We start from the raw sequence: 22,472 nt of genomic DNA, 5'->3' as shown, positions 1-22,472 counted from the left end.
AATCACTCCGGGTCAGACGCCACATCCGTCGGCGCGCCGAGCGACAGCACGACCTTCGACCCGTACGGGACGTGCTGGATCAGCCGGAGCTGAGCCAGCGCGGGGTGCGCGTCGAGCAGCTTGCCCGCGTTGGCCAGCGCACGCAGTGCCGCGGTCTCGGCGCGCGCGGCCTCGAGCCTGGCCGCACCGTTGACCTTGGCCGTCGCCAGCGCCATTGCGGCCGTGCGCATCTCGGCAGGCACGATGACGTCCTTGACGAACACCTCGGTGACCGCGACACCGGTGCGGGCACCTGCCGCTGCCGCCGCGGCCGTGATCGCCGCGGCGTCGACACGCGCACTGCGCTGCATGACCTCCTCGGCCGTCATACCGGACACGTTGTCGCGCAGCGCGATCTGTGCGGCCAGGTACACCGCGGCCATCGGATCGGCCGCCGCCTCGGTGTAGGCCGCGGCGTCGGTCACGGCGAACCGCAGCGCGACCGTGATGCGCAGCGACACCGCGTCGGAGGTCAGCACCTCCTGCGGGGCCAGCGTCAACACCTGCTCGCGCATCTCCACGCGCACCACTGCGGCGTCGCGGGCGATCCGGTGCCTGCCCGGCGACAGGACACGCGCGAGCGTGCCGTCGCGGTACTCGAGTGCGCACTGGCCTGCGGTTACCGTGATTCGGTTCTTGAACATGCGTGTCCTCCTCTCGGGCGTATCTGTCTGCGCAGCACGGGGATACCGCCGGCCGGGCGCAACCAGCGGCGGGGCGTCACACCCCCGTGCCGGCGGGTGTGGGCCGCAGGGCCACTGGCCACGGAGTCCCGGACGGCGGATATCGAAGGGTGGAGAGGATTCGAACCTCGGCCTTGACCGTGCCACGGTGCCACGAGCAACTCACAGAAACGTCGCGGTACCCCGCTGTGCCTGCTTCCTCGATGACTCCGGGCAAAACCATCGCATGTCAGCAAAGCCGCCCGCAATCGATTTATCGCCAGGCCGTTGCCGGCACCGGCTACCGTGGGTGCAATGCGACGTAGTTTGACGGGGGCAGTGCTTGGTGCGGTCGTGCTGACCGTGGCACTGGCCGGTTGTGATGCGAAGACCGAACTGCAGAGTGATACGCCGACGCAGGAGGCGCAGACGTCGTCACCCGCGGCGACGGAGTTCGCCAACCAGCTGCGCGAGCGCGTCTCGGCCGACGCCATGATGGGCCATCTGACCAAACTGCAGGAGATCGCCGACGCCCACGACGGCAACCGCGCGCTCGGCACCGCGGGCTACGACGCCAGTGTCGAGTTCGTCGCCAATGCGCTGCGCGACAAGGGCTTTGACGTGCAGACCCCGGAGTTCGAGGTGCGCCTGCCGTTCTCGGAGGACCCGCAGGTCACCGTGGGCGGTCAACCGGTCACGGCCAGGCCGCTGGAGTTCACGATCGGCACGCGGCCCGAAGGCGTGTCCGGCCCGCTCGTCGCGGCGCCCACCGAGGACTCGCCCGGCTGTGAAGCAAGCGACTACGACGGTCTGCCCGTCGCAGGCGCGGTGGTGCTGGTCGACCGGGGCGCCTGCCCGTTCGGTGCCAAGCAGGCCGCGGCCGCCGAGCGCGGCGCCGTCGCGATGATCGTCGCCAACAACGTCGACGGCGACGAGATGGGCGGAACCCTCGGGCGCCGCACCGACGTCAAGATCCCCGTCGTCAGCGTCACCAAGGACGACGGCGAACGTCTGCGCGCCAACCCGGGACCGACCACCATCCGGCTCAACGCCGGGGTGCGCACCGAGCGCACCCGCAACGTCATCGCGCAGACCAAGACCGGTTCGACGTCGGACGTGGTGATGGTCGGCGCGCACCTCGACAGCGTCCCCGAGGGCCCTGGTATCAACGACAACGGTTCGGGCGTCGCGGCCGTGCTGGAGACCGCACTGCAGCTCGGCAGTTCGCCCGACGTGAACAACGCGGTCCGGTTCGGGTTCTGGGGCGCCGAGGAGGAAGGCTTGCTGGGGTCGACGAACTATGTCGAGTCGCTCGACACCGAAGGCCTCAAGGACATCGCGCTGTATCTCAACTTCGACATGCTCGGGTCACCGAACCCCGGCTACTTCACCTACGACGGCGATCAGTCCGCGCCGATCGAAGGACGCGGGGTGCCGCGTGTGCCCGAGGGCTCGGCCGGTATCGAGCGGACACTGGCGGCCTATTTGGCCGATGCGGGAAAGATGCCGCAGGACACCAGTTTCGATGGGCGCTCGGACTATGACGGGTTCACGTTGGCCGGCATCCCCGCGGGGGGCCTGTTCTCCGGGGCCGAGGACAAGATGACCGCTGAGCAGGCGCAGGAGTGGGGCGGGCAGGCCGACCAACCATTCGACCCCAACTACCACAAGAACACCGATACCCTGGAACACGTGGACCGGGATGCGCTACAGATCCATGGTGAAGGCGTGGCGTTCGCCGTCGGCTTGTATGCACAGGATCAGCGGGGCCGCAACGGGATACCGATCCGGTCCGACCGCACGCGCCACGAGATCAGCCCGCAGTGAGATCGCGCTGGCTGGCCGCGGCGGCACTGGCGGCCACGGTCGCGGCGGGGTGTTCCTCCGCGCCGACGCCACCGCCGACCGAGCTGCCGCACGATCTGGCGCAGCGCATCACCGTCGACGGCATGTTCGCGCATCTGCGCAAGTTCGCCGAGATCGCCGACGCGAACGACGGCAATCGGGGGCAGGGCACACCGGGTTACGACGCGAGCCTGGACTATGTCGCGCAGCTCTTGCGGGACAAGGGTTTCGACGTTTCGACGCCTGAGTTCGAGCGCCTGGGCACGATGCGCGGCGGCAGTCCCAACCTGACCGTGTCGGGTCGCCGTTATCCCGTCGACCAGGCCTCGCTGCTCGTCACCACGGCGCCCGGCGGGCTCAACGCGCCCACCCTGCGCCCGGGTAAACCGGCCGGCTGTGCGGCCGCCGACTATTCGGGCGTGGACATCGACGGGGCCATCGCGGTGGTCGACGACACCGGATGCTCCATCGTCGTCAAGCAGAACACCGCACTCGCCGAAGGCGCCGTCGGGCTGCTCGTGGTCAGCACCACGCGGCCCAGCCCGGCCGGTCTGTTCACGTCCGGCTACTACGGCCAGCTCAAGGTGCCGGTCGGCGTCATCGACAAGACCGCGGACACCGCACTGCGCCGCACCTCAGCCCCGGTCCGGTTGACGCTCGACAGCAAAGCCGAAATGATGAAGTCGCGAAACCTGCTGGCGCAGACCAAAACCGGATCGACAACCGACGTGGTGATGGTCGGGGCGCATCTCGACAGCATCGCCGCCGGGCCGGGTATCAACGACAACGGCACCGGGGTGGCCGCGGTGTTGGAGACGGCGCTGCAGCTCGGCGGTTCGCCACAGATCCACAACGCCGTCCGGTTCGCGTTCTGGGGCGCCGAAGAGACGGGACTGGAGGGGTCGACGCAGTACGTCCGCGGCCTGCAGCCCGAACAGCTCGACGAGCTCGCGCTCTACCTCAACTTCGACATGCTCGGTTCGACCAACGCCGGCTACTTCACGTACGACGGTGACCAGTCGGCGCAGGCCGGCGACGCCAAACCCGTTCCCGAGGGTTCGGCGGGCATCGAGCGAACCATCGCCGGATATCTCAACCTGGCCGGCGTGCGGCCCGCCGACATGCCGTTGAGCGCCAACACCGATTACGGTCCGTTCGTGACGGCCGGCGTCCCCATCGGAGGCGCGACCACGGGGTCGTCACAGCTGAAAACAGGAGTGCAGGCCCGACTCTGGGGTGGCCGTGCCGGAGTGGCCTTCGACCCGAACTACCACACCGCGCGCGACACGATCGACAACGTCGACGCCAAAGCGCTGTCGATCATGGGACCCGCCGTCGGGTTCGTGGTCGGTACCTACGCGTTGTCGACGGACGGGCCCAACGGGGTTCCGCCCCGTGACCAACGCCACCACGGCTGAGCGCTTTCGGGCACGATAGGCCGGTGGAGAACCCCGGCGCCCTCGAACGTCTCGCGCGACTGGCCATCGCAACGCCGCGCCGGATCATCGGTATCGCCGTGCTTGTCGCGGTCGCGGCCGCGATCTTCGGGATTCCGGTAACCCAGAAACTCTCCGCCGGGGGCTTCCAGGATCCGCATGCCGAATCGTCGCGCGCCGAGGCGATGCTGGCCGGCAAGTTCAACCGCGGCGATCAACAGCTGCTGATCATCGTGTCCGCGCCGGACGGCGCGATGAGCCCGGCGGCGCGCGAGGTCGCGGTCGGCATCGTCGACGAGCTGGAGCGTTCGCCCCATGTGGCGCAGGTGACCTCGGCGTGGACGGCGCCGCAGCTCGCGGTGGCCGAGCTGCTGAGCAAGGACCGCAGTGCCGGCCTGATCGTCGCCGGAATCACCGGCGGCGAGAAGTACGCGCAGAACCATGCCGAGGAACTGACCGAGGCCCTCGTCCACGACCGTGATGAGGTGACCGTGCGTGCCGGTGGTGTGGCGATGGTCAACACCCAGATCACCGAACAATCGCAACGCGATTTGCTGTTGATGGAGTCGATCGCCATCCCACTCAGCTTCCTGGTGCTCGTGTGGGTGTTCGGCGGATTGCTGGCCGCCGCGGTGCCCGTCGTGGTCGGCGTGATGGCGATCCTGGGATCGCTCGCGGTGCTGCGCGCCATCACGATGTTGGCCGACGTGTCGGTGTTCGCGCTCAACCTCTGTATGGCCATGGGCCTCGCGCTCGCAATCGATTACACGCTTCTGATGATCAGCCGGTTCCGCGACGAGTTGGCCGACGGTCTTGGTCGTGAGGACGCGCTGGTGCGCACCATGGTGACGGCTGGCCGCACCGTGGTGTTCTCGGCGACCACGGTGGCGTTGCCGATGTCGGTGCTCGTGCTGTTCCCGATGTACTTCCTCAAGTCCTTCGCGTATGCCGGGGTCGCGACCGTGGTGTTCGCCGCGATCGCGGCCCTGGTCATCACCCCGGCGGCGATCGTTCTGCTGGGCAGCCGAATCGACGGCCCCGCACGCACATCCAAACCCGTCGAACGCCAGTTCTGGTACCGCTCCACGAAGTTCGTTCTGCGGCGGGCCATTCCGATCGGGCTGGCCGTTGTCGCCCTCCTGGTGTTGCTGGGATTGCCGTTCTTCAACGTCAAGTGGGGCTTTCCCGACGATCGCGTGTTGCCGAAATCCGCCTCGGCGCACCAGGTCGGCGATCAGCTGCGCACCGACTTCGAGAACAATTCCGCCACCGAGGTCAAAGTCGTCATCCCCGACTCGCGGGGCGTCGCGAGAGCCGAGATGGACCGTTACGCAGCCGAACTCTCGCGCGTCGTCGACGTCGCGGCCGTCTCCACGCCGACCGCGACGTTCGTCGACGGCCGGCAGGCAGGCCCGCCGAGCGCCGCGGCCGACGAACGCGACGGCTCGACGTTCCTCACGGTGTCGAGTACCGCGCCGCTGTTCTCGGACGCCTCCGACGCGCAACTCGACCGGTTGCACGAGGTCGCCGGTCCGGGCGGCAGGGCGGTCGAGATGACCGGGCTCGCGCAGACCGACCGCGACAGCGTCAACGCCATCACGTCCCGGCTGCCGTTGGTGCTCGGCCTGATCGCCGTCATCACGTTCTGTCTGTTGTTCCTGCTCACCGGCAGCGTCGTGTTGCCCGCGAAAGCGCTTGTTCTCAATGTTCTTTCGCTGACCGCGGCGTTCGGCGCGATGGTGTGGATCTTCCAGGACGGACACCTCGGCGCCTTCGGAACCACCTCGACCGGCACGCTCGTCGCGAACATCCCGGTGCTGCTGTTCTGCATCGCGTTCGGCTTGTCGATGGACTACGAGGTGTTCCTGCTGTCGCGCATCCGCGAGTACTGGCTGGCTTCGGACCGCACGTCGGCCGATGTCGGCGAGAGCGTGGCGCTCGGGCTCGCCCGGACCGGCCGCGTCGTCACCGCGGCGGCGCTTGTGATGTCTATCTCGTTCGCGGCGCTGATCGCCGCGAACGTGTCGTTCATGCGGATGTTCGGCCTCGGTCTGACGCTCGCGGTCCTGATGGACGCGACGCTGGTCAGGATGGTTTTGGTACCGGCATTCATGCATGTGATGGGCCGGTGGAATTGGTGGGCACCGCGGCCTTTGGTGCTTATCCATGACCGACTCGGATTCACAGACGAACCGTTGAACCAGAAGACGTAGGCCCCCGTATATCGGGTATGGGAATTAATGTCGCGGGAATGTCTCGATACTGCACTATTGCCGGCGTTCACGGCGTCCTGCCGCCCTATAGATACACCCAGGAAGAGGTCACGGAGACCCTGCTTGACCTGCCGGGATACGCTGAGCACGAGGAAATCGTCCGATCCCTGCATAAAAGCGCAAAAGTTAACAGTAGGTACCTGGTAAGACCCATTGAGGAATACGCCAGGTTGAGTGATTTCGGCGAGACGAACAATTTATTCATCGACCACGCAACAGATCTTGGGTGTGAGGCGTTATCCGGTGCGCTCGACGAGGCCGGGCTGCGTCCGGAGGACGTCGATCTGATCGTCACCACCACCGTCACCGGCGCCGTTGTCCCGTCCCTCGACGCGCGGATCGCGGGCCGGCTCGGCCTGCGGCCGGACGTGCGCCGCATCCCGATCTTCGGGCTTGGCTGCGTGGCCGGGGCGGCCGGTATCGCCCGGCTCAACGACTACTTGCGCGGCGCGCCCGACAAGGTCGCGGTGCTGGTGTCGGTCGAGCTGTGTTAGCTTACGCGCAAGCACCATCCGTCGATGCCGACACTGGTGGCCGGTGCGCTGTTCGGTGACGGCGCGTCCGCGGTGGTCGCGGTCGGCGAGCAGCGCGCGCAAGAACTCGACCCGAGCGGACCCGACGTGCTCGACTCCCGCAGCCATCTCTACCCGGACTCGTTGCACGCGATGGGCTGGGACATCGGCACGCAGGGATTCGAGATCGTGCTGAGCGCCGAGGTGCCCGCCTTCGTCGGGCGGTACCTGGGCGACGACGTCACCGGATTCCTGGGCGATCACGGGCTGACGGTCGGCGACGTGGGGGCGTGGGTGAGCCACCCCGGCGGGCCGAAGGTGATCGAGGCCATCATCGAGACCCTCGAATTGCCCACGGACGCACTCGATCTCACGTGGCAATCGCTGGCCGAGGTCGGCAATCTGTCCTCGTCCTCGGTGCTGCACGTGTTGCGCGACACGATCCGCAAGCGACCGCCCGCGGGTAGTCCGGGAGTCTTGATGGCGATGGGCCCGGGGTTCTGCTCCGAGCTGGTTCTGCTGCGTTGGCGTTGATGGGCGTGAAGAGCTATACGACGCTGATCGCTGCCGTCGCCGCCGAACGGCTGCTCGAGCTGGTGGTGTCCAAACGCAACCTCGAATGGAGTAAGGCGAACGGCGGCAAGGAGTTCGGCGCCGGTCACTACCCGGTGATGGTGGCACTGCACACCGGGCTGCTGGTCGGCGCGCTGGCAGAGGGACGCAGGCGCACGTTCCGGCCTGCGCTGGGTTGGCCGATGTTCGCGGTCGTGCTGGCCGCACAGGGGCTGCGTTGGTGGTGCATCACGACGCTCGGCCGCCAGTGGAACACCCGGGTTGTGGTGGTGCCCGGGGCGAGCCGGGTCGTCGACGGGCCGTACCGCGTGATCCCGCACCCCAATTATGTGGCCGTGGTCGCCGAAGGCGCGGCCCTGCCCCTCGTGCGCGGCGGCTGGATCACCGCACTGGTGTTCTCGATTGCCAACGCGGTGTTGCTGCGTACCCGCATTCGCGTGGAAAACGAAGCGTTGCAGGGCTTGACGTGATCGATCTGCTCGTCGCGGGAGGCGGCCCTGCCGGGCTGGCGACCGCGGTGCACGCGGCGCGGGCCGGGCTCGAAGCCGTCGTCGTCGAGCACCGGCGCGGCCCGATCGACAAGGCGTGCGGTGAAGGTTTGATGCCGCACTCGGTCCGGCAGTTGGAGCGCCTCGGCGCAACAGTCGAGGGAAGAGACTTTCACGGCATCCGCTACCTCGACGGCCGCCGATGTGCGGAGGCCCGGTTCCGCGACGGCGCCGGGCGCGGGGTGCGCCGTACGGTGCTCCACGCAGCGCTGTCCGAAGCCGCGGCCGTGGCAGGCGTGCGGGTGGTGCACGGCGAGGTCGGTGAGGTCACGCAGGACTCGACGTCGGTGAGCGCAGCGGGTTTTCGGGCGCGGTACCTGGCCGCCGCCGACGGGCTGCACTCACCGATCCGCCGGGCGTTGGGGCTTGCGAGCGGCGAGGCGCAGCGCCGTCGGTGGGGGATCCGGCGGCACGTGCAGATCGCACCGTGGTCGGACTGCGTCGAGGTGTACTGGGCGCATGACACCGAGGCGTACGTGACGCCGGTCAACGACGACTGCGTCGGCATCGCGATCCTCAAATCGACGCGCGGCGGGTTCGGCGAACACCTCCAGCAGTTCCCTGAACTGGCCGAGCGGATCGACGGCCTGCCGCACGGCCAGGACCGGGCGGCAGGTCCGTTGCGGCAGAAGGTACGCCACCGCACGGCAGGCCGGGTTCTGCTCGTCGGCGACGCCGCCGGCTACATCGACGCGCTCACTGGCGAGGGGATGGGTCTCGCGTTCGGCGCGGCGGAGTTGCTCGTGGGCTGTGTGCTGGCCGACCGGCCCCAGGATTACGACCGGCAGTGGCGAACGATGACCCGCCGCTACCGGTTCCTGACGGCAGCGCTGTTGCACGGCAGCGGTTTTCGCCCGGTGCGGGCGGCCATCACGCCGGCCGCGGCGGCCCTGCCGTCAGTGTTCACCCGGGTGGTCAACGCGCTCGGGGAGTGAGCTTTTGCGCCTGCCGAGGCCGCCCAGGAACTCCAGCGAACGCATGCCGTGGAAGATCAGCAGGGCCGCGATCGAGCCGAGCGCGATACCGGTGAATGTCAAAGACCCGGCCTGCCAGGTGAAGTCGGCGATGCCGATGATGAGCGGTATCGCTGCGGTCATCTGGTTGATCGGCTTGGCGAAGTCGACGTGGTTGGTCAGCCAGATGCGGACGCCGAGGATGCCGACGAGCCCGTAGAGCACGATCGTGGCGCCGCCGAGGACACCCGGCGGTATCGCCGAGATCGTCGCACCGACCTTGGGGCACAGGGACAATCCGATCGCCACGGCCGCCGCGACCCAATACGCGGCGGTCGAGTAGACCCGTGTCGCGGCCATCACGCCGATGTTCTCGGCGTAGGTGGTAGTGGCAGAACCGCCGCCGGCGCCGGCCAGCACCGTCGCCACGCCGTCGGCTGCCAGTGCCCGCCCGATGAGCGGGTCCATGTCGGTGCCCGTCATCTGGCCGACGGACTTGACGTGGCCGATGTTCTCGGCGACGAGTGCGATGACCGCGGGCAAGAACAGCGGCAGCACGCTGATCGTGAATGTCGGCGCCTGGAACTCGGGCAGGCCCACCCACGGCGCGGCGGCGATCGCCGACGTGTCGACCTCGCCGAGGATCAGCGCCATCAGATAGCCGACCGCGACGGCGCCGAATATGGCCAGCCTGCCGATGATTCCGCGGAAGAACGCCAGGGTGGCCACCAGCAGAACCAGCGTGACGAGGCCGACCAGCGGACCCTTCTCGAAGTTGTTCTTGGCGGCAGGCGCCAGGTTGAACCCGATCAGCGCCACGATCGCGCCGGTCACCACCGGCGGCAGGACCAGATCGATCCATCGCGTGCCGACCAGATGCACGACCGCACCGATGAGGATCAACAGCACGCCGACCGCGATCAACCCGCCCAGCGCGCTGCCGGTTCCCTCGGCGGCGACCGCCGCGGTCACGGGTGCGATCACCGAGAAGCTCGACCCGAGGTAGCTGGGCAGGCGGTTGCCGGTGATGAGCAGGAACAGGATGGTGCCGACGCCGGAGAACAGCAGGGTGGTGGCGGGCGGGAACCCCGTCAGCACCGGCACCAGGAACGTGGCACCGAACATCGCCACGACGTGTTGGGCGCCGATTCCGATGGTGCGGGCCCAGTCCAGCCGCTCGTGCGGGGCGACGACGAAGTCATCGTCGGCGCGGGCCTCGACATACTTCCAACTCAGCAGGGTCACGATTGAGAACTACACACCATGAACGGCCACCGTGCACCCGCACTCGCGCAAGAATCGAGCGCGATGAAGCTGACCGCCGCGACCGTGGCTCCCGGGCTGGTGCAGATCGTGCACTACCAGCGGTCGTGGCTGCGGGGCGACGTCGTGGCTGGCGTGACGGTCGCGGCGTATCTCGTGCCGCAGGTCATGGCCTACGCCACGGTCGCGGGCCTGCCGCCGGTCGCCGGGCTTTGGGCGTCGCTGGTGCCGATGGCCGTCTACGCGATGCTCGGCTCGTCACGTCAGCTGTCGGTCGGCCCGGAATCGACCACCGCCCTGATGACGGCCACCGCACTGGCGCCGTTGGCGATCGGCGATCCCGCGCGGTACGCCGTGATGGCGGCGGTGCTGGCGCTGCTCGTGGGAGCGATCTGTCTGCTCGCGGGCTTCTGCCGGCTGGGCTTTCTGGCCGACCTGTTGTCGCGGCCGGTCCTGATCGGTTACATGACGGGCGTCGCGGTCATCATGATCAGCGGACAGCTCGGCAAGGTCACCGGGACCACGGTCGAGGGCGACGAGTTCATCGACGAGGTCGGGTCTTTCGTCGCAGGCATCGGTGACGTCCACTGGCCCACCGTGGCACTGTCCGGTGCGGTGCTGGTGGTGCTGCTCATCCTCTACCGGATGTCTCCGCTGTTCCCCGGTCCGTTGGTCGCGGTGTTGGCCGCGACGGCCGTGGTGTGGCTGTTCGGCATGGAGGACAACGGCATTCGCGTCATCGGCGACATCCCGGCCGGCCTCCCGGTGCCCAGCCTGCCCGCGGTCACGTTCGCCGAACTCGCCGCGTTGACGATTCCCGCGGTCGGCATCGCAGTCGTCGCATTTTCCGACAACGCATTGACCGGCCGCACCTTCGCGGCCCGCCGCGGTGAGACGATCGACGCCAACGCCGAACTGCGCGCACTCGGCGTCTGCAATCTGACAACCGGTGTGACACAAGGGTTTCCGGTGAGTTCGAGCGGCAGCCGGACGGCGCTCGGCGATGTCCTCGGCAGCCGCACGCAGCTGTATTCGTTGGTGATGCTGGCGACGGTTGTGGTGGTGATGCTCGCCGGCCGCGGCCTGCTCGAGCACTTCCCGATGGCCGCGCTCGGCGCGCTCGTGGTGTATGCGGCGCTGCGGTTGGTCGACATCCCGGAGTTCCGGCGACTGGCCCGGTTCCGTCGCAGCGAACTGGTGCTTGCGGTGGCCACGACGGTGGCCGTGCTCGGGCTCGGCGTGCTCTATGGCGTGCTGGTCGCGATCGGGTTGTCGCTGCTCGACATGCTGCGGCGGGTGGCCCGGCCCCACGACAGCGTGCTCGGTTACGTGCCCGGCATGGCCGGTATGCATGACGTCGACGACTATCCCGAAGCGGAGCCGGTGCCGGGGCTCGTGGTCTACCGCTACGACGCCCCACTGTTTTTCGCGAACGCCGAGAACTTTCGCGAACGTGCGATGGCTGCGTTCGATGAGGCCGACGGACCTGTCGAGTGGTTCGTGCTCAATGCCGAGGCCAACGTCGACCCGGATCTGACGGCCGTCGACGCGCTCGAGCAGTTGCGCCGGGATCTGATGGCACGCGGCATCGTGTTCGCGATGGCGCGCGTCAAACAGGACCTGCTCGATGACCTCGTCGCGGCGGGGTTCGTCGACCGCGTGGGCGAGGACCGGATCTTTCCGACCCTGCCGACCGCCGTCGAGGCGTTCCGGGCGCGCTCCTGACGCGTGCGAGCGACCGCGAATGTACGGCGTTGTGCGGCGTGTCGGTGTACAGACACGGGCGCTCGCGGTGCAAGGGGATCAGTGCATGTGGCTGCCGCCGTTGATGTCGACGGTGGTGCCGGTCAGGTAGCTGGCGTCCTGGCTGGACAGGAAGGTGATGACGGCGGCGACCTCGTCGGTCGTGGCGGTGCGGCCGACCGGGATGTCGGCGGCCAGCTTGGCCTCCTGCTCGTCGGTCGAGCCGACCCGGATGTTGGTGTCGACCGCACCGGGGGTGACCGCGTTGACGGTGACGCCGGTGTCGGCGATCTCGCGGGCCAGCGATTTGGTGAAGCCGAGGATCGCGGCCTTGGCCGACGAGTACGGCACCTTGCCGAACACGCCGCCGCCGCGCTGCGCCGACACCGAGCTCATGTTGACGATGCGGCCCCAGCCGGCCTCGATCATGTCCGGCAGAAAGGCCTTGGTCACCAGGTAGGTTCCGGTCGCATTGACGGCCATGACCTTGTTCCACAGCTCGAGCGTGGTATCGAGGAATCCGACCGGCGAGGTGATGCCCGCGATGTTGGCGAGTGCGCCGACCGCGGGCAGGTTGCCCGAGGCGATCTCGGCGGCCACGGCCGCATGCGCCGCGGTGACCGACTCCTCGGAGGTGACGTCGACCGCGTGGCCGAATGCCGGCACGGCGTACTGGTTGCCGATCTCGGCGGCGACCTTGGCGGACTTCTCGCCGTCCAGATCGAGGACGACGACGGCCCAGCCTTCCTTGGCGTAGCGCGCCGCGACGGCCACGCCGATGCCCTTGTCGGAGGTCGCCCCGGTGACGACTGCGGTGCGTTGGATCGTGCTCATGGATCGCTCCTTAGATGAGTTCTGAAATCAGTTGTGCGGCTTGCGCAGTGGCGGCCGGCCGCTCGTCGTTGGTGACATCGCGGGTTTCCAGTTCGAGGGCGAATTCGCCGGTGTAGCCGGCGGCGGCAAGGCTTTTGAGACCCGTCGCGAAGTCGACCTGCCCGCGCCCGACGGAGACGTTGATGTTGCCGGGTACGGCATCACGGATGTGGACGTGGGCGATGCGGTCGGCGAAGTGGGCGACGAAGTCGACTGGATCGCCGCCCGAGGCGACCACGTGGCTGAAGTCCATCACGATGCCGATCCGGGTGCCTCGCAGTCGATCGGCGAGGGCCTGTGCCCGGTCCATGTCGTGGCACAACCGGTGGTAGTGCAGCGACTCGGTCCAGAGTTCGACGCCGTACTCGGCGGCGAGCTCTGCTGCCGAGTCCAGCTCGGCGGCGACCAGGTCGAGATCCTGGTCGAGGGTGCGTACCGGCGTGTGGTCGATCGCGCCGCACGGCAGCACCAGAGCGTCCGCCCCGGTGTTGGCGGCGAGGGATAGGAGCATGGCGAGGTGCCTGCGGCGGGCCGCGCGGGCTTCGTCGCCGAGCGGACGGTTCAGATCGCCGATGTCACCGTTGATCGACCGGACCCGTAACCGCGAGGCGGCGACGGCCGCGGAGACCGTGGCGACGGCGGCTTCGTCGAGCACATAGGGCACGTGGTCGCACACCCCGGGCAGCGCGCCGAGGTCGATCGCCCGGAATCCCAGCTGATCGATCCAGGTGAGCGCCATCTCGAGATCGAGGTGCCGAAAGCTGATGGTCGAGCAGCCCAGGCGAGCGTGCGGTCGGTTTTCGCCGGTCATGAAACGCCTTCACAGGTGGAGTACGTGATGGCGGCCACAGTATCGAAGTCGACTGTCAACAATCAACTGGCGACGCTTAAATCATGTCGACTGTTGACAATGAGTTGTGTGCGCGCTCACACTGGGTGACCTGAAGCACTGTTGACCGTCGACAGTGACGCGGACTAGGGCTTTTGAAAGGATCTGCTCATGAGCGACGATGCTCTTTCGATGCGGGGGCCGGTACACGGAACCCCGGAAGCCAAGCGGGTCGCGATCGGCTCCGGCGTCGGCGCCGTCATCGAGACCTACGACTTCATCGGCTTCGGCACCGCGGCCGCGCTCTACTTCGGGACCGCGTTCTTCCCGAATTCGAGCCCGGTCGCAGGCACGTTGGCCGCATTCGCCACGCTCGGCGTCGGGTTCGCGGCCCGCCCGCTCGGCGGCATCATCGGCGGGCACCTGGGCGACAAGGTGGGCCGCAAGCCCGTCCTGGTCGCGTCGCTGATCATCATGGGCCTGGCCACGTTCGCCATCGGCCTGCTGCCCACGTACGCAGCCGTCGGCGTGCTCGCGCCCGTGCTGCTGGTGACGGTGCGCATCATCCAGGGCTTGGCATTCGGTGCGGAGTGGGGCGGCGCGATCCTCATGAGCTACGAACACGCGCCGTGGAAACAGAAGGGCCGCTACACCGGAATCGTCCAGGCCGGTTTCCCCGTCGGCCTGCTGCTGGCCAACCTGGTGTTCCTGGTCAGCGTCCACCTCGGCGGTGACTGGGCCTGGCGCGTGCCGTTCCTGGCCAGCATCGTGCTCGTCATCGTCGGCCTGATCATCCGCGCCCGGGTCCCCGAGTCCCCGGTGTTCGAAGACGTCAAGCAGACCGGCAAGATCGTCAAGGCGCCCATCGTCGAGGTGTTCAAGACCGATTGGCGAAACATCCTGCGCGGCATCGGTCTTCGCGTCGCCGAGACGGCCGGCTACGCGGTGTCGATCACGTACATGATCTCCTACCTCAAGAGCGCGAAGCTGGCGACGGCCACCGAAACCCTTGTCGCCCTGTGCATTGCGTCGGCAGTGGGGATCTTCGCCACGGTGGCCTGGGCCAGGCTGACCGACCGGGTCGGCCGCCGACCCGTCTACCTGTGGGTCTGCGCGTTCGGCATTCCGTTCGGTGTGCTGATGTTCATGCTGGTCAACACGGGCCTGTTCCTGTTGATCGTCGCGACGTTCATCGTGTCCTACGGCGTGTCCCAGAACGCGCTGGCCGGTGCGCAGGGCGCGTGGTTCCCCGAACTGTTCACGGCCAACACGCGCGCATCGGGAGCCTCACTGGCGTACCAGATTTCGGCGATGGTCTCGGGCTTCACGCCCTTCATCACGACGCTGCTGTACGAGGCGTTCGGCTGGGTCGGCCCGGCGCTGCTGTTCTCGGCGTATGCCGCGATCGGGCTGTGGGCGGCGATCGTCACCAGGGAGACCTGGGGTCCGCGCGAACGCGCCTTGGCCGACAAGGCCGCCGCGAACGCGCACGCGCTCGCGGCGTGAGGCGCCGAGCGACGGTAGCATCAGTGTCGACAATCAGATGTTGACAGTCCGGGGAGGTTCGATGACCACCGTGTCTGGGGATGCCCCGTCACTGCTGCGCCTGGAGAAGACGAGTCTGCGGGAGCAGGCCCTCTCCGCGCTGCGCCGGGCGATCACCACCGGCCAGTTGCAGCCGGGCACGCATCTGGTGGAAACCGACCTGTCCGAGGCGTTGCAGATCAGCCGAGGCACATTGCGTGAGGCGATGCGCCAGCTGCAGCAGGAAGGCCTCATCTCGGCGGGGGCGCGCGGGCGGCTTTCGGTGCGCCATCTCGACACCAAGGAGATCAAGGACATCTTCGACGTGCGGGCGGCGCTGGAATCGTTGGCCGCAAGCGCGCTGGCCCGGCGCGAGGATCGCGCCGCGGCCGTCGCGGAGTTGCGCGTGGCGGTCGCCGACATGGAGCGCTGGGCCGCCTCCAACCTCGAGGACCGCATCGAGGCCGACCTCAAGTTCCACCGCACGATGTGTCATCTGTCGGGCAACGAGACGCTGCTGCACTCGTGGTCGTCGCTGGAGGGCAGTATCCGGATGTCGATCATGTACGCCGGGGTCGAGCGCGCCCTGAAGAACATGGACGCCAAACGTCACCTGGAGATCGTCGAGGCCATCGAGTCCGGTGACGAGGCGGCGGCGGCCGCGACCGTACGCGAGCACATGTGCACGGCCGCATCGGTTCTGGTGGACGGGCAGGACTGATTCAGCGCAGGGCGCGCACGCCGTAGATCGCCGCGCCCACCGCGACCACCGCCAGCCCCGTCAGCACCGACGACAGCGGCAGGGTGAACGCCAGCACCAGGCAGCCCACCAACCCGAGCGCGGGGATCACCCGGCGGCCGAGGGTCCAGGCCGAGGCGTTGGCGATCGCGTAGTACATCAGTACCGCGAACGACGAAAACCCGATGGCGCCACGCAGATCCGCGAACGCCGCGAGCACCGCCACCGCGACACCGACGACGATCTCGGCCCGGTGTGGGCTGCCGAACCGCGGATGCACGGCGGCCAACCGGTGCGGCAGGTGATGGTCGCGGGCCATCGCAAGCGTCGTACGGGACACCCCGAGGATCAACGCCAGCAGCGATCCCAGCGCGGCGACCGCGGCCCCGACCCGCACCACGGGCTGCCATTGCCCGGCACCCGCCGCGGCGACGGCGTCAGCCAAAGGTGCCGGTGCGGACGCCAGTTCGGCACTGCCGAGCACCGCGAGCGCCGCAACGGCGACGACGGCGTACACGACCAACGCGATGCCCAGCGCGATGGGGATGGCGCGGGGGATCGTGCGCGCCGGGTCGCGCACCTCCTCACCGAGGGTCGCGATACGCGCGTAGCCGGCGAACGCGAAGAACAACAGACCGGCCGCCTGCAGCACGCCGCCGGCCGTGACATCGCCTGCCAGTTCCAGCCGAGTGGTGTCGGCCGCGCCCGATCCGAGGACGATGACCACGACCGCCGCGAGGACCGCGAGCACGACGGCGACGATGATCCTGGTGAGCAGTGCTGATTTCTGGACGCCGGCGTAGTTGACCACCGTGAGCGCCACGACCGCTGCCACCGCGACGGCGTGCGCCTGATCCGGCCACACATAGAGGCCCACGGTCAACGCCATCGCCGCGCACGACGCGGTCTTGCCGACGATGAAACTCCAACCCGCGGTGTAGCCCCAGAATTCGCCGAGCCGTTCCCGGCCGTACACGTAGGTACCGCCTGACTGCGGATAGCGGGCCGCCAGCCGCGCCGACGATGTGGCGTTGCAGTACGCGACCACCGCCGCCACCGCAAGTCCGATGAGAAGGCCGGTTCCGGCGGCCGCCGCTGCAGGGGCCAGCGCGGCGAATATGCCCGCGCCGATCATCGAGCCCAAGCCGATGGTCACTGCGTCGACGGTGCCGAGCCTGCGCTGCAGACCCTCTGGCGTGGTCACGCCAGCGATACTAGATCAGTGCGTGTCGCGGTTCGGCATGAGCGATTCGTGAGCCGACGTCGTCGCGGCCCGAAACAACACGGCGAGCAGGGCGAGGCCACCGATCACCACGACCGGGATGGTCCACAGCCGGCGCGTCAGCAATGCGGAACCGCACTTGTCGACGTACTCACCGCCGGCCGCGGCGGCTTGGTCCAGGTGAGCCGAAAAACCCGTGCCGCAAGGAATCTGCATACCATACTGGTCGAAATCGTCCAGGTAGACCGACATGCTCATCAGATAGAGGCCGATGGCGACGATGATGGCACCGGCGATCCCGATGTAGACAGCGCGATAACTCATGCCTCCCTCTCAGGTCATACAGACGTCGGTGAACAACAGCACCGGCCACGACACGATCGAGCCGAGGAACGACACTGTCGCGGCCAGCGGCGCCATCTGCTCGAGATGGTCGGTGTGGGTGCTCGACCAGATCGCGCCGATCAGCAGGTAAGGCGCTCCGAGAATGATGCCGGCCACGAGTAGTTCGCCGACCGCGATACGGTACGCCAGCAATCGCCGCAATCTGACAAGCACATGACCCCCGTCCGGCCTCAACCCCGATTATGTTAATTGCCATTCTGCGTGGCGCTACCATTTTGACCGGATCGGTAGGTCCGTTTATCGTGTCGACATGGCGCGCACCACGCCCGGCCCGAGCGACAGTGGCGCATCTGGTGTGCGACGCCGTCCCAAGGACCGTAAAGCCCAGATCGCGCGGGCTTCCGCCGAGGCATTCAGTTCCCTCGGTTACCACGGCGTCAGCATGGAGTCCATCGCCTCGCGCGTCGGGATCTCGGCGGCCGCGTTGTACCGGCACTATTCGAGCAAGTACGAGTTGTTTCGCGATGCGGTACTCAATCTCGGTCAGCAACTGGTCGACAACACCGCGTTCGCGGACGGGGACTCCGCAGTCGGCACTGTCGACCCGCGCGAGCAGCTCCGCCGTCTCGTCTCCGCGCTGACCGACACCTCCCTCGCCAACCGCGAATCCGGTGGCCTGTACCGCTGGGAGGCGCGGTTTCTGACCGGAGACGATCAGACCACGCTCGACGCCCAGGTCCGCACGGTGCATCAGCGCATTCACCGGCCCCTGCAGGAGCTGCGGCCGGACCTCGATTCGCACGAGCGCTGGACGCTGTCCACCGCGGTGTTGAGCGTCGTCGGCAGCATCGTCGATCATCGGGCGAAGCTGCCCGCCGGCCAGATCCGCGAAGTGCTGGCCGAGATCGCCGAAACCGTGCTCGCCGCCGAACTGCCGGAGCTTCCCGATCCCGACGACGCCGAACCGGCCCCGGCGCCGCCCGGTGTGGGCGCAACCAAATACGAAGCGCTGCTGACCGAATCGATGCGGCTGTTCAACCAGAACGGCTACCGCGACACCACCATGGAGCACATCGCCGCGGCTGTCGGCATGCCGGCCTCCGGTATCTACCGGTACTTCTCGGGCAAGACCGACATCCTGGCCGCGGGATTCCGCCGCGCGGCCGATCGGCTCTCGGCGGACATGGCCGAATTGCTCAGCTCCATCGAGGATCCCGAGCAGGCACTCGTGGCGTTGATCGACAAGTACGTGGCCCGCTCGTTCGAGCGTCCGGAACTCGATTACGTCTACTACACCGAACGCCTCAACATGGCCCCGGCCGACCAGAAGATCCTGCGCGACCTGCAACGGTCGGCCGTCGAGTCGTGGGTCGACTTGGTGACGCCGGTGCGTCCGCAGTGGTCTGCCGGTCAGGCGCGGTTCGCGGTTCATGCTGCGATGGCTTTGGTGATCGACCTGGGCCGGCTGATGGAATACCAGAATTCGGTGCAGGCCCGGGCCGTTGTCGCGGCCATGGTCGATCTGACGTTGTTGGGCCGCTACCGGTTACGGACGGCGTTGCCGGCCAGGTAGGCGAGGTAGCCGAGGGTTCCGACTGCGGCCAGCTTGCGGGTCTTGGGCAGCAGGAGACCCAGTCCGATCGCGGTTTCGATCCCGCCGTTGGTGTAGATGTGCTTTTGAGTGTCCTTGGGGAACGCCGACTTGGTGATCGACTCGAACAGCTGCGGCTTCACGAAGTGCGAAACACCGGTGCCCGCGACACCGAGGCCGACGAGCTTGACCAGCTTGGAATTGTTGCCCTCTGCCATGTGTGATCCTCTCTGATCAGGCAAACGTGTAGTCACTCAACGGAAATCGTGACGCTTCCGCGACGGCCCGGCGGGTCGTCATCGGTCTGAGCAGCGTTGCCTCGCCACTCGGATTGAAATAGTACGACCGTGCCGATGCGCAATTTCCGAGGGTGAACAAGGAGTCGCCGAGCGCCTCGGTCATCCGGTCCAGGTATCGGCTGTTCGCCTCCTCGGTGACCTCGAATGTGGTGGCGCCGCGGCGCTTCACCTCGGCGAACAACCGGTCCATGAGCCGCATCTGGTACTCCATGGTGTTGAAGAAGTTGAGCCCGAGGAACGCGTACGGGCTGGCCAGGCTCAGGTAGTTCGGGAAGTACGGCATCGAGACGCCTTGGTAGGCCTGGAATCGCGTTTCCCGCCACCACTTTCCGAGGTTGCGGCCGTCCCGGCCGATCACTTCGATCGCCGGGAAGTTGGCCTCCCACAGGTCGAATCCCGTCGCGAGCACCAATGTGTCGATCGTGGTCTTGGTGCCGTCGGCGTTGACGATGCCGTCGGATTCGATGCGCTCGATGCCGTCGGCCTGCAGGTGTACGTGCGGCTTGGTGAACGCACGGTAGTAGCCGTTGGAGAATGTCGGGCGCTTGCAACCGAAGTCGTAGTCCGGGGTCAGTTTCCGGCGCAATTCGGGGTCGCGGATCGACGCGAACCGGTGCAGCTTCGCGAGGTCGGCCGCCGCGATGTTGAGCCGCCGGAAATACCGGTGCTTGAGCACCGCGGTGTCGACCATGAACGCGTACAGGCTGTCGGTGACGGCGCGAACGACCCGCTGCGTCAGCGGCACACGCGCGAACAGCGCTTTGGCGCGCGGCGAGAACCTCAGGTCGACCTTCGGCACCACCCAGATGGGTGTGCGCTGGTAGACGGTCAGATCGGCGACCCGCTTGGCGAGTTCGGGGATGAGCTGGACCGCCGTCGCGCCGGTACCGATGATCGCGACCCGCCTGCCGTTGAGGTCGTAGCCGTCTTCCCAGTCGGTTGTGTGGATGACCTTGCCCGCGAAGTCGTTGATGCCGGGGATGTCGGGGGTGTGGGGCTGGGACAGGAATCCGGTTGCGGTGAACAGGAATCGCGTGTTCAGCGTCTCGCCACCCGCGACAGCGACCCGCCAGAGACCCGATTCCTCATCCCAGCGAGCGCCCTCGACCGTGGTGTTGAAGCGCATGTGGCGGCGCATGCCGTACTTGTCGGCCACGTCGTCGGCATACTTCTTGATCTCGGCACCGGTGGAGAACAGACGCGACCAGTTGGGGTTCGGTTCGAAGAAGTACGAGTACGTGGTGGTGGGCACGTCGACGGCCAGGCCGGGATAGTGGTTGACGTACCAGGTTCCGCCGAGATCGTCCTCGCGATCGACGATGACGAAATTGTCGATACCCATCCGCTTGAGCTGGATGCCGGCGCCGAGCCCGGCGAAACCCGCCCCGACGATGACCGCGTCGTACCTACCCGGACTCATGCGGCAAACAGTACCGCAGGTACCGGGTACTTTGTCGAGAGGTCGATCAGTACAGCTTGGCGAGGATCTCGCCGGCCTCGGCGTCCTCGACTGCGGGCGTGATCTCCATCGTCAAGAACTCGCCCCACTCCGCCGCGGATTCGAACATGGCCTTGGCGTCATCGGTCTCCACAATGGCGAAGCCCTGACCGTTCATGCCCCACCAGCGGCCGAGCATCGTGACGCCGTCAGGCACCTGCGCGCCGGTCTTCTTGAACTTGTCGACCGCCTCGCGGTAATTGGCCTGGGTCTGCGTCCAGTGCACGATGAACTTCATGGTGACCTCCTCCTGGTGGTGGCTCACATCGATGAGTCGAGTGTGTCCCCGGGCAGGTCACCTGCTTAGAGTATGGCGTTACCCTATTTCCCCGATGCGGCGGTTTTCGCTGGCAGGCCCTACGTGACAAGGTGGCTGGTCGATTGCCGCGAGCCACGGGTTCACGTCGACTCGACCGTGTAATGGATGGTCTGTGCGACGATCCAGCCATCCTCGATCAGAAACGAGTCCGCCCCGTCGCGTACGCCCGCATGGTCGGCTTCGGCGGTCCATTCCAGAAACGCCACTCGTCCGTCGACCAGTCGGTTCGTGTACGTGTACGGCGCGTCGGGAAGCTCCTGCGCCAACAGTTCAGCGAGCCGCCGCACACCGTCGCGGCCACGGAAGATGCCGCGACGCTCGAGCACGACGCACTCGGGCGAGACGTTGCGCTCGATATCGTCGTCGAAGCGATGTTCGCCAGCGAGTCGCAGGTGGTCATCGAAAACCTCCTGGGTCGACCGCTTGCGCAGATCGTCAGTCATCGTCTTGGTCCCAGCGTCGTGGATCGTCCTCCAGACTCGCCCGATCCCAGCCGGCGAGGTCGGCCGCGGCGGCGTAGGTCGTCTGCAGAAACTCCAACAGGGCACGGTCAGGGTCGGCGGATGTCCGAACCGCCTCGTACGGCAACAGGAATTGCCTGAAGTCGGAACTGTAGAAGGCGGCGTCGGGGCCTACTCGAAAGTCGGCGAAGCCCTTCGGCTCCGGGTAGGCGTAGGCGTAGAACGCGCCCTCCTCGCCGCCACCCGGCCAGAACCCGCAGCTGCTCAACTCGTGCGAATACCCTTCCACCATCACCCAATCCGCGCAGTTGGGAGCTCCGCCGGGGTGCTCGGGCGCCGGGCGGCCCGAGAACCGCGTGCAGGCCATGTCGAACGAGCCCCAGAAGAAATGCACCGGGCTGACCTTGCCGACGAAATGCGAACGGAATTCGTTGATCACCCGGTGTGCCTGCACGAGTTGGCGCCAGAACAGATGTGCAGCCTGCGGGTCGTAGGACGCGTGTTCGTGATCTTCGGCGAACGGGATGGCCGGTTCGACTTCGTTGGGCCGAGCCGAGATTCGCGCTTCGATGCCCAATTGGTCCAGGGCAGCGAGTGTTTCGGCATAGAACTCGGCAACCGATTTCGGCGCCAACGCGACGGTGCGTGACTCGCCGTCGCTCGTGCGGATCAGCAGCACGTGGTCGATGAAGTCGAACTCCATGTCGAACAAACGGTTTCGGTACGGAATCGACGATGTGGTCAGGCCACGCGGACTCACGTACAACGTGACCTGCCACCAGTGGTTGAGCAGTGGCGAATGCGTGAGCCGGATCTTGCCGACGATCTGTGTCCACATGTGCAGCGTGTCGCGGGTCGGCCCCCAATCCGCGACACGCAGCGCCGGCCAGCCGTTATCGGCAGAAGTCATATGTCGAAGCCTAGC

The 22,472-nt window shown here is 67.2% G+C and carries 21 protein-coding genes and 1 pseudogene; 10 read left to right on the top strand and 12 right to left on the bottom strand.

Features of this window, described 5'->3' with window-relative positions; all coding sequences use genetic code 11:
• Window positions 1–2: 2 nt before the first annotated feature.
• On the bottom strand, window positions 3–683 hold the full coding sequence (locus AWC31_RS29015; RefSeq protein ID WP_085147761.1) for an SPFH domain-containing protein: 681 nt from the start codon (window positions 681–683) through the stop codon (window positions 3–5).
• Window positions 684–1,016: 333 nt separating this feature from the next.
• Between AWC31_RS29015 and AWC31_RS29010 the strand changes: the two genes are divergently transcribed.
• The 6 genes and pseudogenes from AWC31_RS29010 (at window position 1,017) to AWC31_RS28985 (ending at window position 8,823) form a co-directional block, all read left to right on the top strand.
• Window positions 1,017–2,528 (top strand): M28 family metallopeptidase, encoded by a 1,512-nt coding sequence (locus AWC31_RS29010; RefSeq protein WP_085147849.1) that lies wholly within the window; start codon window positions 1,017–1,019, stop codon window positions 2,526–2,528.
• Complete coding sequence (locus AWC31_RS29005; protein ID WP_085147759.1) at window positions 2,525–3,964, top strand: M28 family peptidase; 1,440 nt, start codon at window positions 2,525–2,527, stop codon at window positions 3,962–3,964. Before AWC31_RS29010 ends, AWC31_RS29005 begins: the two co-directional genes overlap by 4 nt.
• Window positions 3,965–3,987: 23 nt before the next feature.
• Window positions 3,988–6,195, top strand: a complete 2,208-nt coding sequence (locus tag AWC31_RS29000; protein ID WP_085147757.1) for an MMPL family transporter — start codon at window positions 3,988–3,990, stop codon at window positions 6,193–6,195.
• 38 nt (window positions 6,196–6,233) lie between these two features.
• Window positions 6,234–7,301: pseudogene (locus tag AWC31_RS28995) on the top strand (type III polyketide synthase).
• Window positions 7,301–7,810 (top strand): isoprenylcysteine carboxyl methyltransferase family protein, encoded by a 510-nt coding sequence (locus tag AWC31_RS28990; protein WP_085147755.1) that lies wholly within the window; start codon window positions 7,301–7,303, stop codon window positions 7,808–7,810. The pseudogene AWC31_RS28995 and the gene AWC31_RS28990 overlap by 1 nt, the downstream one beginning before the upstream one ends.
• Window positions 7,807–8,823, top strand: coding sequence for an NAD(P)/FAD-dependent oxidoreductase (locus AWC31_RS28985; RefSeq protein WP_085147753.1), 1,017 nt, complete (start codon window positions 7,807–7,809; stop codon window positions 8,821–8,823). Before AWC31_RS28990 ends, AWC31_RS28985 begins: the two co-directional genes overlap by 4 nt.
• On the opposite strand, the gene AWC31_RS28980 is transcribed toward AWC31_RS28985, so the two are convergent.
• On the bottom strand, window positions 8,785–10,086 hold the full coding sequence (locus AWC31_RS28980) for a uracil-xanthine permease family protein (RefSeq protein WP_085147751.1): 1,302 nt from the start codon (window positions 10,084–10,086) through the stop codon (window positions 8,785–8,787). The two genes, AWC31_RS28985 and AWC31_RS28980, sit on opposite strands and share 39 nt — an antisense overlap.
• A gap of 63 nt (window positions 10,087–10,149) precedes the next feature.
• On the opposite strand from AWC31_RS28980, the gene AWC31_RS28975 reads away from it, so the two are divergent.
• Window positions 10,150–11,829 (top strand): SulP family inorganic anion transporter, encoded by a 1,680-nt coding sequence (locus AWC31_RS28975; RefSeq protein WP_085147847.1) that lies wholly within the window; start codon window positions 10,150–10,152, stop codon window positions 11,827–11,829.
• A 78-nt stretch (window positions 11,830–11,907) separates the two neighbouring features.
• Here the strand turns inward: AWC31_RS28975 and AWC31_RS28970 are convergent, their stop codons facing one another.
• On the bottom strand, window positions 11,908–12,681 hold the full coding sequence (locus AWC31_RS28970) for an SDR family NAD(P)-dependent oxidoreductase (RefSeq protein ID WP_085147749.1): 774 nt from the start codon (window positions 12,679–12,681) through the stop codon (window positions 11,908–11,910).
• Window positions 12,682–12,691: 10 nt separating this feature from the next.
• A complete protein-coding gene (locus tag AWC31_RS28965; protein ID WP_085147747.1) occupies window positions 12,692–13,531 on the bottom strand; it encodes a sugar phosphate isomerase/epimerase family protein in 840 nt (279 codons plus the stop codon).
• Between the two features lie 189 nt (window positions 13,532–13,720).
• Here AWC31_RS28965 and AWC31_RS28960 point away from each other — a divergent pair, with 189 nt between their 5' ends.
• Both AWC31_RS28960 and AWC31_RS28955 read left to right on the top strand, forming a co-directional pair.
• Complete coding sequence (locus tag AWC31_RS28960; RefSeq protein WP_085147745.1) at window positions 13,721–15,055, top strand: MFS transporter; 1,335 nt, start codon at window positions 13,721–13,723, stop codon at window positions 15,053–15,055.
• A 70-nt stretch (window positions 15,056–15,125) separates the two neighbouring features.
• Window positions 15,126–15,794, top strand: a complete 669-nt coding sequence (locus AWC31_RS28955; RefSeq protein WP_085147845.1) for a GntR family transcriptional regulator — start codon at window positions 15,126–15,128, stop codon at window positions 15,792–15,794.
• 1 nt (window position 15,795) lies between these two features.
• On the opposite strand, the gene AWC31_RS28950 is transcribed toward AWC31_RS28955, so the two are convergent.
• From AWC31_RS28950 to AWC31_RS28940, 3 genes are read right to left on the bottom strand one after another with little or no spacing between them, the layout of a single operon-like run.
• Complete coding sequence (locus AWC31_RS28950; protein WP_085147743.1) at window positions 15,796–17,016, bottom strand: APC family permease; 1,221 nt, start codon at window positions 17,014–17,016, stop codon at window positions 15,796–15,798.
• 15 nt (window positions 17,017–17,031) lie between these two features.
• The gene (locus AWC31_RS28945; protein ID WP_067849460.1) at window positions 17,032–17,358 is read right to left on the bottom strand and encodes a hypothetical protein; all 327 of its coding nucleotides are present in this window, start codon (window positions 17,356–17,358) and stop codon (window positions 17,032–17,034) included.
• Between the two features lie 9 nt (window positions 17,359–17,367).
• Window positions 17,368–17,592, bottom strand: a complete 225-nt coding sequence (locus AWC31_RS28940) for a hypothetical protein (protein WP_085147741.1) — start codon at window positions 17,590–17,592, stop codon at window positions 17,368–17,370.
• Between the two features lie 97 nt (window positions 17,593–17,689).
• Between AWC31_RS28940 and AWC31_RS28935 the strand changes: the two genes are divergently transcribed.
• Window positions 17,690–18,952 (top strand): TetR/AcrR family transcriptional regulator, encoded by a 1,263-nt coding sequence (locus AWC31_RS28935; RefSeq protein ID WP_085147740.1) that lies wholly within the window; start codon window positions 17,690–17,692, stop codon window positions 18,950–18,952.
• Here the strand turns inward: AWC31_RS28935 and AWC31_RS28930 are convergent.
• The 5 genes from AWC31_RS28930 to AWC31_RS28910 all read right to left on the bottom strand — a co-directional run bounded on the left by AWC31_RS28930 (window position 18,919) and on the right by AWC31_RS28910 (window position 22,457).
• Complete coding sequence (locus AWC31_RS28930; RefSeq protein ID WP_085147738.1) at window positions 18,919–19,188, bottom strand: DoxX-related protein; 270 nt, start codon at window positions 19,186–19,188, stop codon at window positions 18,919–18,921. The two genes, AWC31_RS28935 and AWC31_RS28930, sit on opposite strands and share 34 nt — an antisense overlap.
• A gap of 16 nt (window positions 19,189–19,204) precedes the next feature.
• Complete coding sequence (locus tag AWC31_RS28925; RefSeq protein WP_085147737.1) at window positions 19,205–20,689, bottom strand: flavin-containing monooxygenase; 1,485 nt, start codon at window positions 20,687–20,689, stop codon at window positions 19,205–19,207.
• 46 nt (window positions 20,690–20,735) lie between these two features.
• The gene (locus AWC31_RS28920; protein WP_234817029.1) at window positions 20,736–21,032 is read right to left on the bottom strand and encodes a DUF3303 domain-containing protein; all 297 of its coding nucleotides are present in this window, start codon (window positions 21,030–21,032) and stop codon (window positions 20,736–20,738) included.
• 134 nt (window positions 21,033–21,166) lie between these two features.
• Window positions 21,167–21,529 (bottom strand): nuclear transport factor 2 family protein, encoded by a 363-nt coding sequence (locus tag AWC31_RS28915; protein WP_085147735.1) that lies wholly within the window; start codon window positions 21,527–21,529, stop codon window positions 21,167–21,169.
• Window positions 21,522–22,457, bottom strand: coding sequence for a DUF5996 family protein (locus AWC31_RS28910; RefSeq protein ID WP_067849448.1), 936 nt, complete (start codon window positions 22,455–22,457; stop codon window positions 21,522–21,524). The genes AWC31_RS28915 and AWC31_RS28910 overlap by 8 nt, the downstream gene beginning before the upstream one ends.
• Window positions 22,458–22,472: the final 15 nt, after the last annotated feature.

This window comes from Mycolicibacterium wolinskyi, from assembly GCF_002101965.1.
Taxonomy (GTDB): Bacteria; Actinomycetota; Actinomycetes; order Mycobacteriales; family Mycobacteriaceae; genus Mycobacterium; species Mycobacterium wolinskyi.
The sequence above is the reverse complement of the archived record's forward strand: the minus strand, read 5'-3'. Positions and strand labels throughout refer to the sequence as shown.

Bases quoted from the DNA above. Each gene is read 5' to 3' on its own strand.
- AWC31_RS29015 (WP_085147761.1), bottom strand. From the start codon at position 683: ATGTTCAAGAACCGAATCACGGTAACCGCAGGCCAGTGCGCACTCGAG.
- AWC31_RS29010 (WP_085147849.1), top strand. From the start codon at position 1,017: ATGCGACGTAGTTTGACGGGGGCAGTGCTTGGTGCGGTCGTGCTGACC.
- AWC31_RS28990 (WP_085147755.1), top strand. From the start codon at position 7,301: ATGGGCGTGAAGAGCTATACGACGCTGATCGCTGCCGTCGCCGCCGAA.
- AWC31_RS28975 (WP_085147847.1), top strand. From the start codon at position 10,150: ATGAAGCTGACCGCCGCGACCGTGGCTCCCGGGCTGGTGCAGATCGTG.
- AWC31_RS28970 (WP_085147749.1), bottom strand. From the start codon at position 12,681: ATGAGCACGATCCAACGCACCGCAGTCGTCACCGGGGCGACCTCCGAC.
- AWC31_RS28965 (WP_085147747.1), bottom strand. From the start codon at position 13,531: ATGACCGGCGAAAACCGACCGCACGCTCGCCTGGGCTGCTCGACCATC.
- AWC31_RS28960 (WP_085147745.1), top strand. From the start codon at position 13,721: ATGAGCGACGATGCTCTTTCGATGCGGGGGCCGGTACACGGAACCCCG.
- AWC31_RS28945 (WP_067849460.1), bottom strand. From the start codon at position 17,358: ATGAGTTATCGCGCTGTCTACATCGGGATCGCCGGTGCCATCATCGTC.
- AWC31_RS28935 (WP_085147740.1), top strand. From the start codon at position 17,690: ATGGCGCGCACCACGCCCGGCCCGAGCGACAGTGGCGCATCTGGTGTG.
- AWC31_RS28930 (WP_085147738.1), bottom strand. From the start codon at position 19,188: ATGGCAGAGGGCAACAATTCCAAGCTGGTCAAGCTCGTCGGCCTCGGT.
- AWC31_RS28925 (WP_085147737.1), bottom strand. From the start codon at position 20,689: ATGAGTCCGGGTAGGTACGACGCGGTCATCGTCGGGGCGGGTTTCGCC.
- AWC31_RS28915 (WP_085147735.1), bottom strand. From the start codon at position 21,529: ATGACTGACGATCTGCGCAAGCGGTCGACCCAGGAGGTTTTCGATGAC.
- AWC31_RS28910 (WP_067849448.1), bottom strand. From the start codon at position 22,457: ATGACTTCTGCCGATAACGGCTGGCCGGCGCTGCGTGTCGCGGATTGG.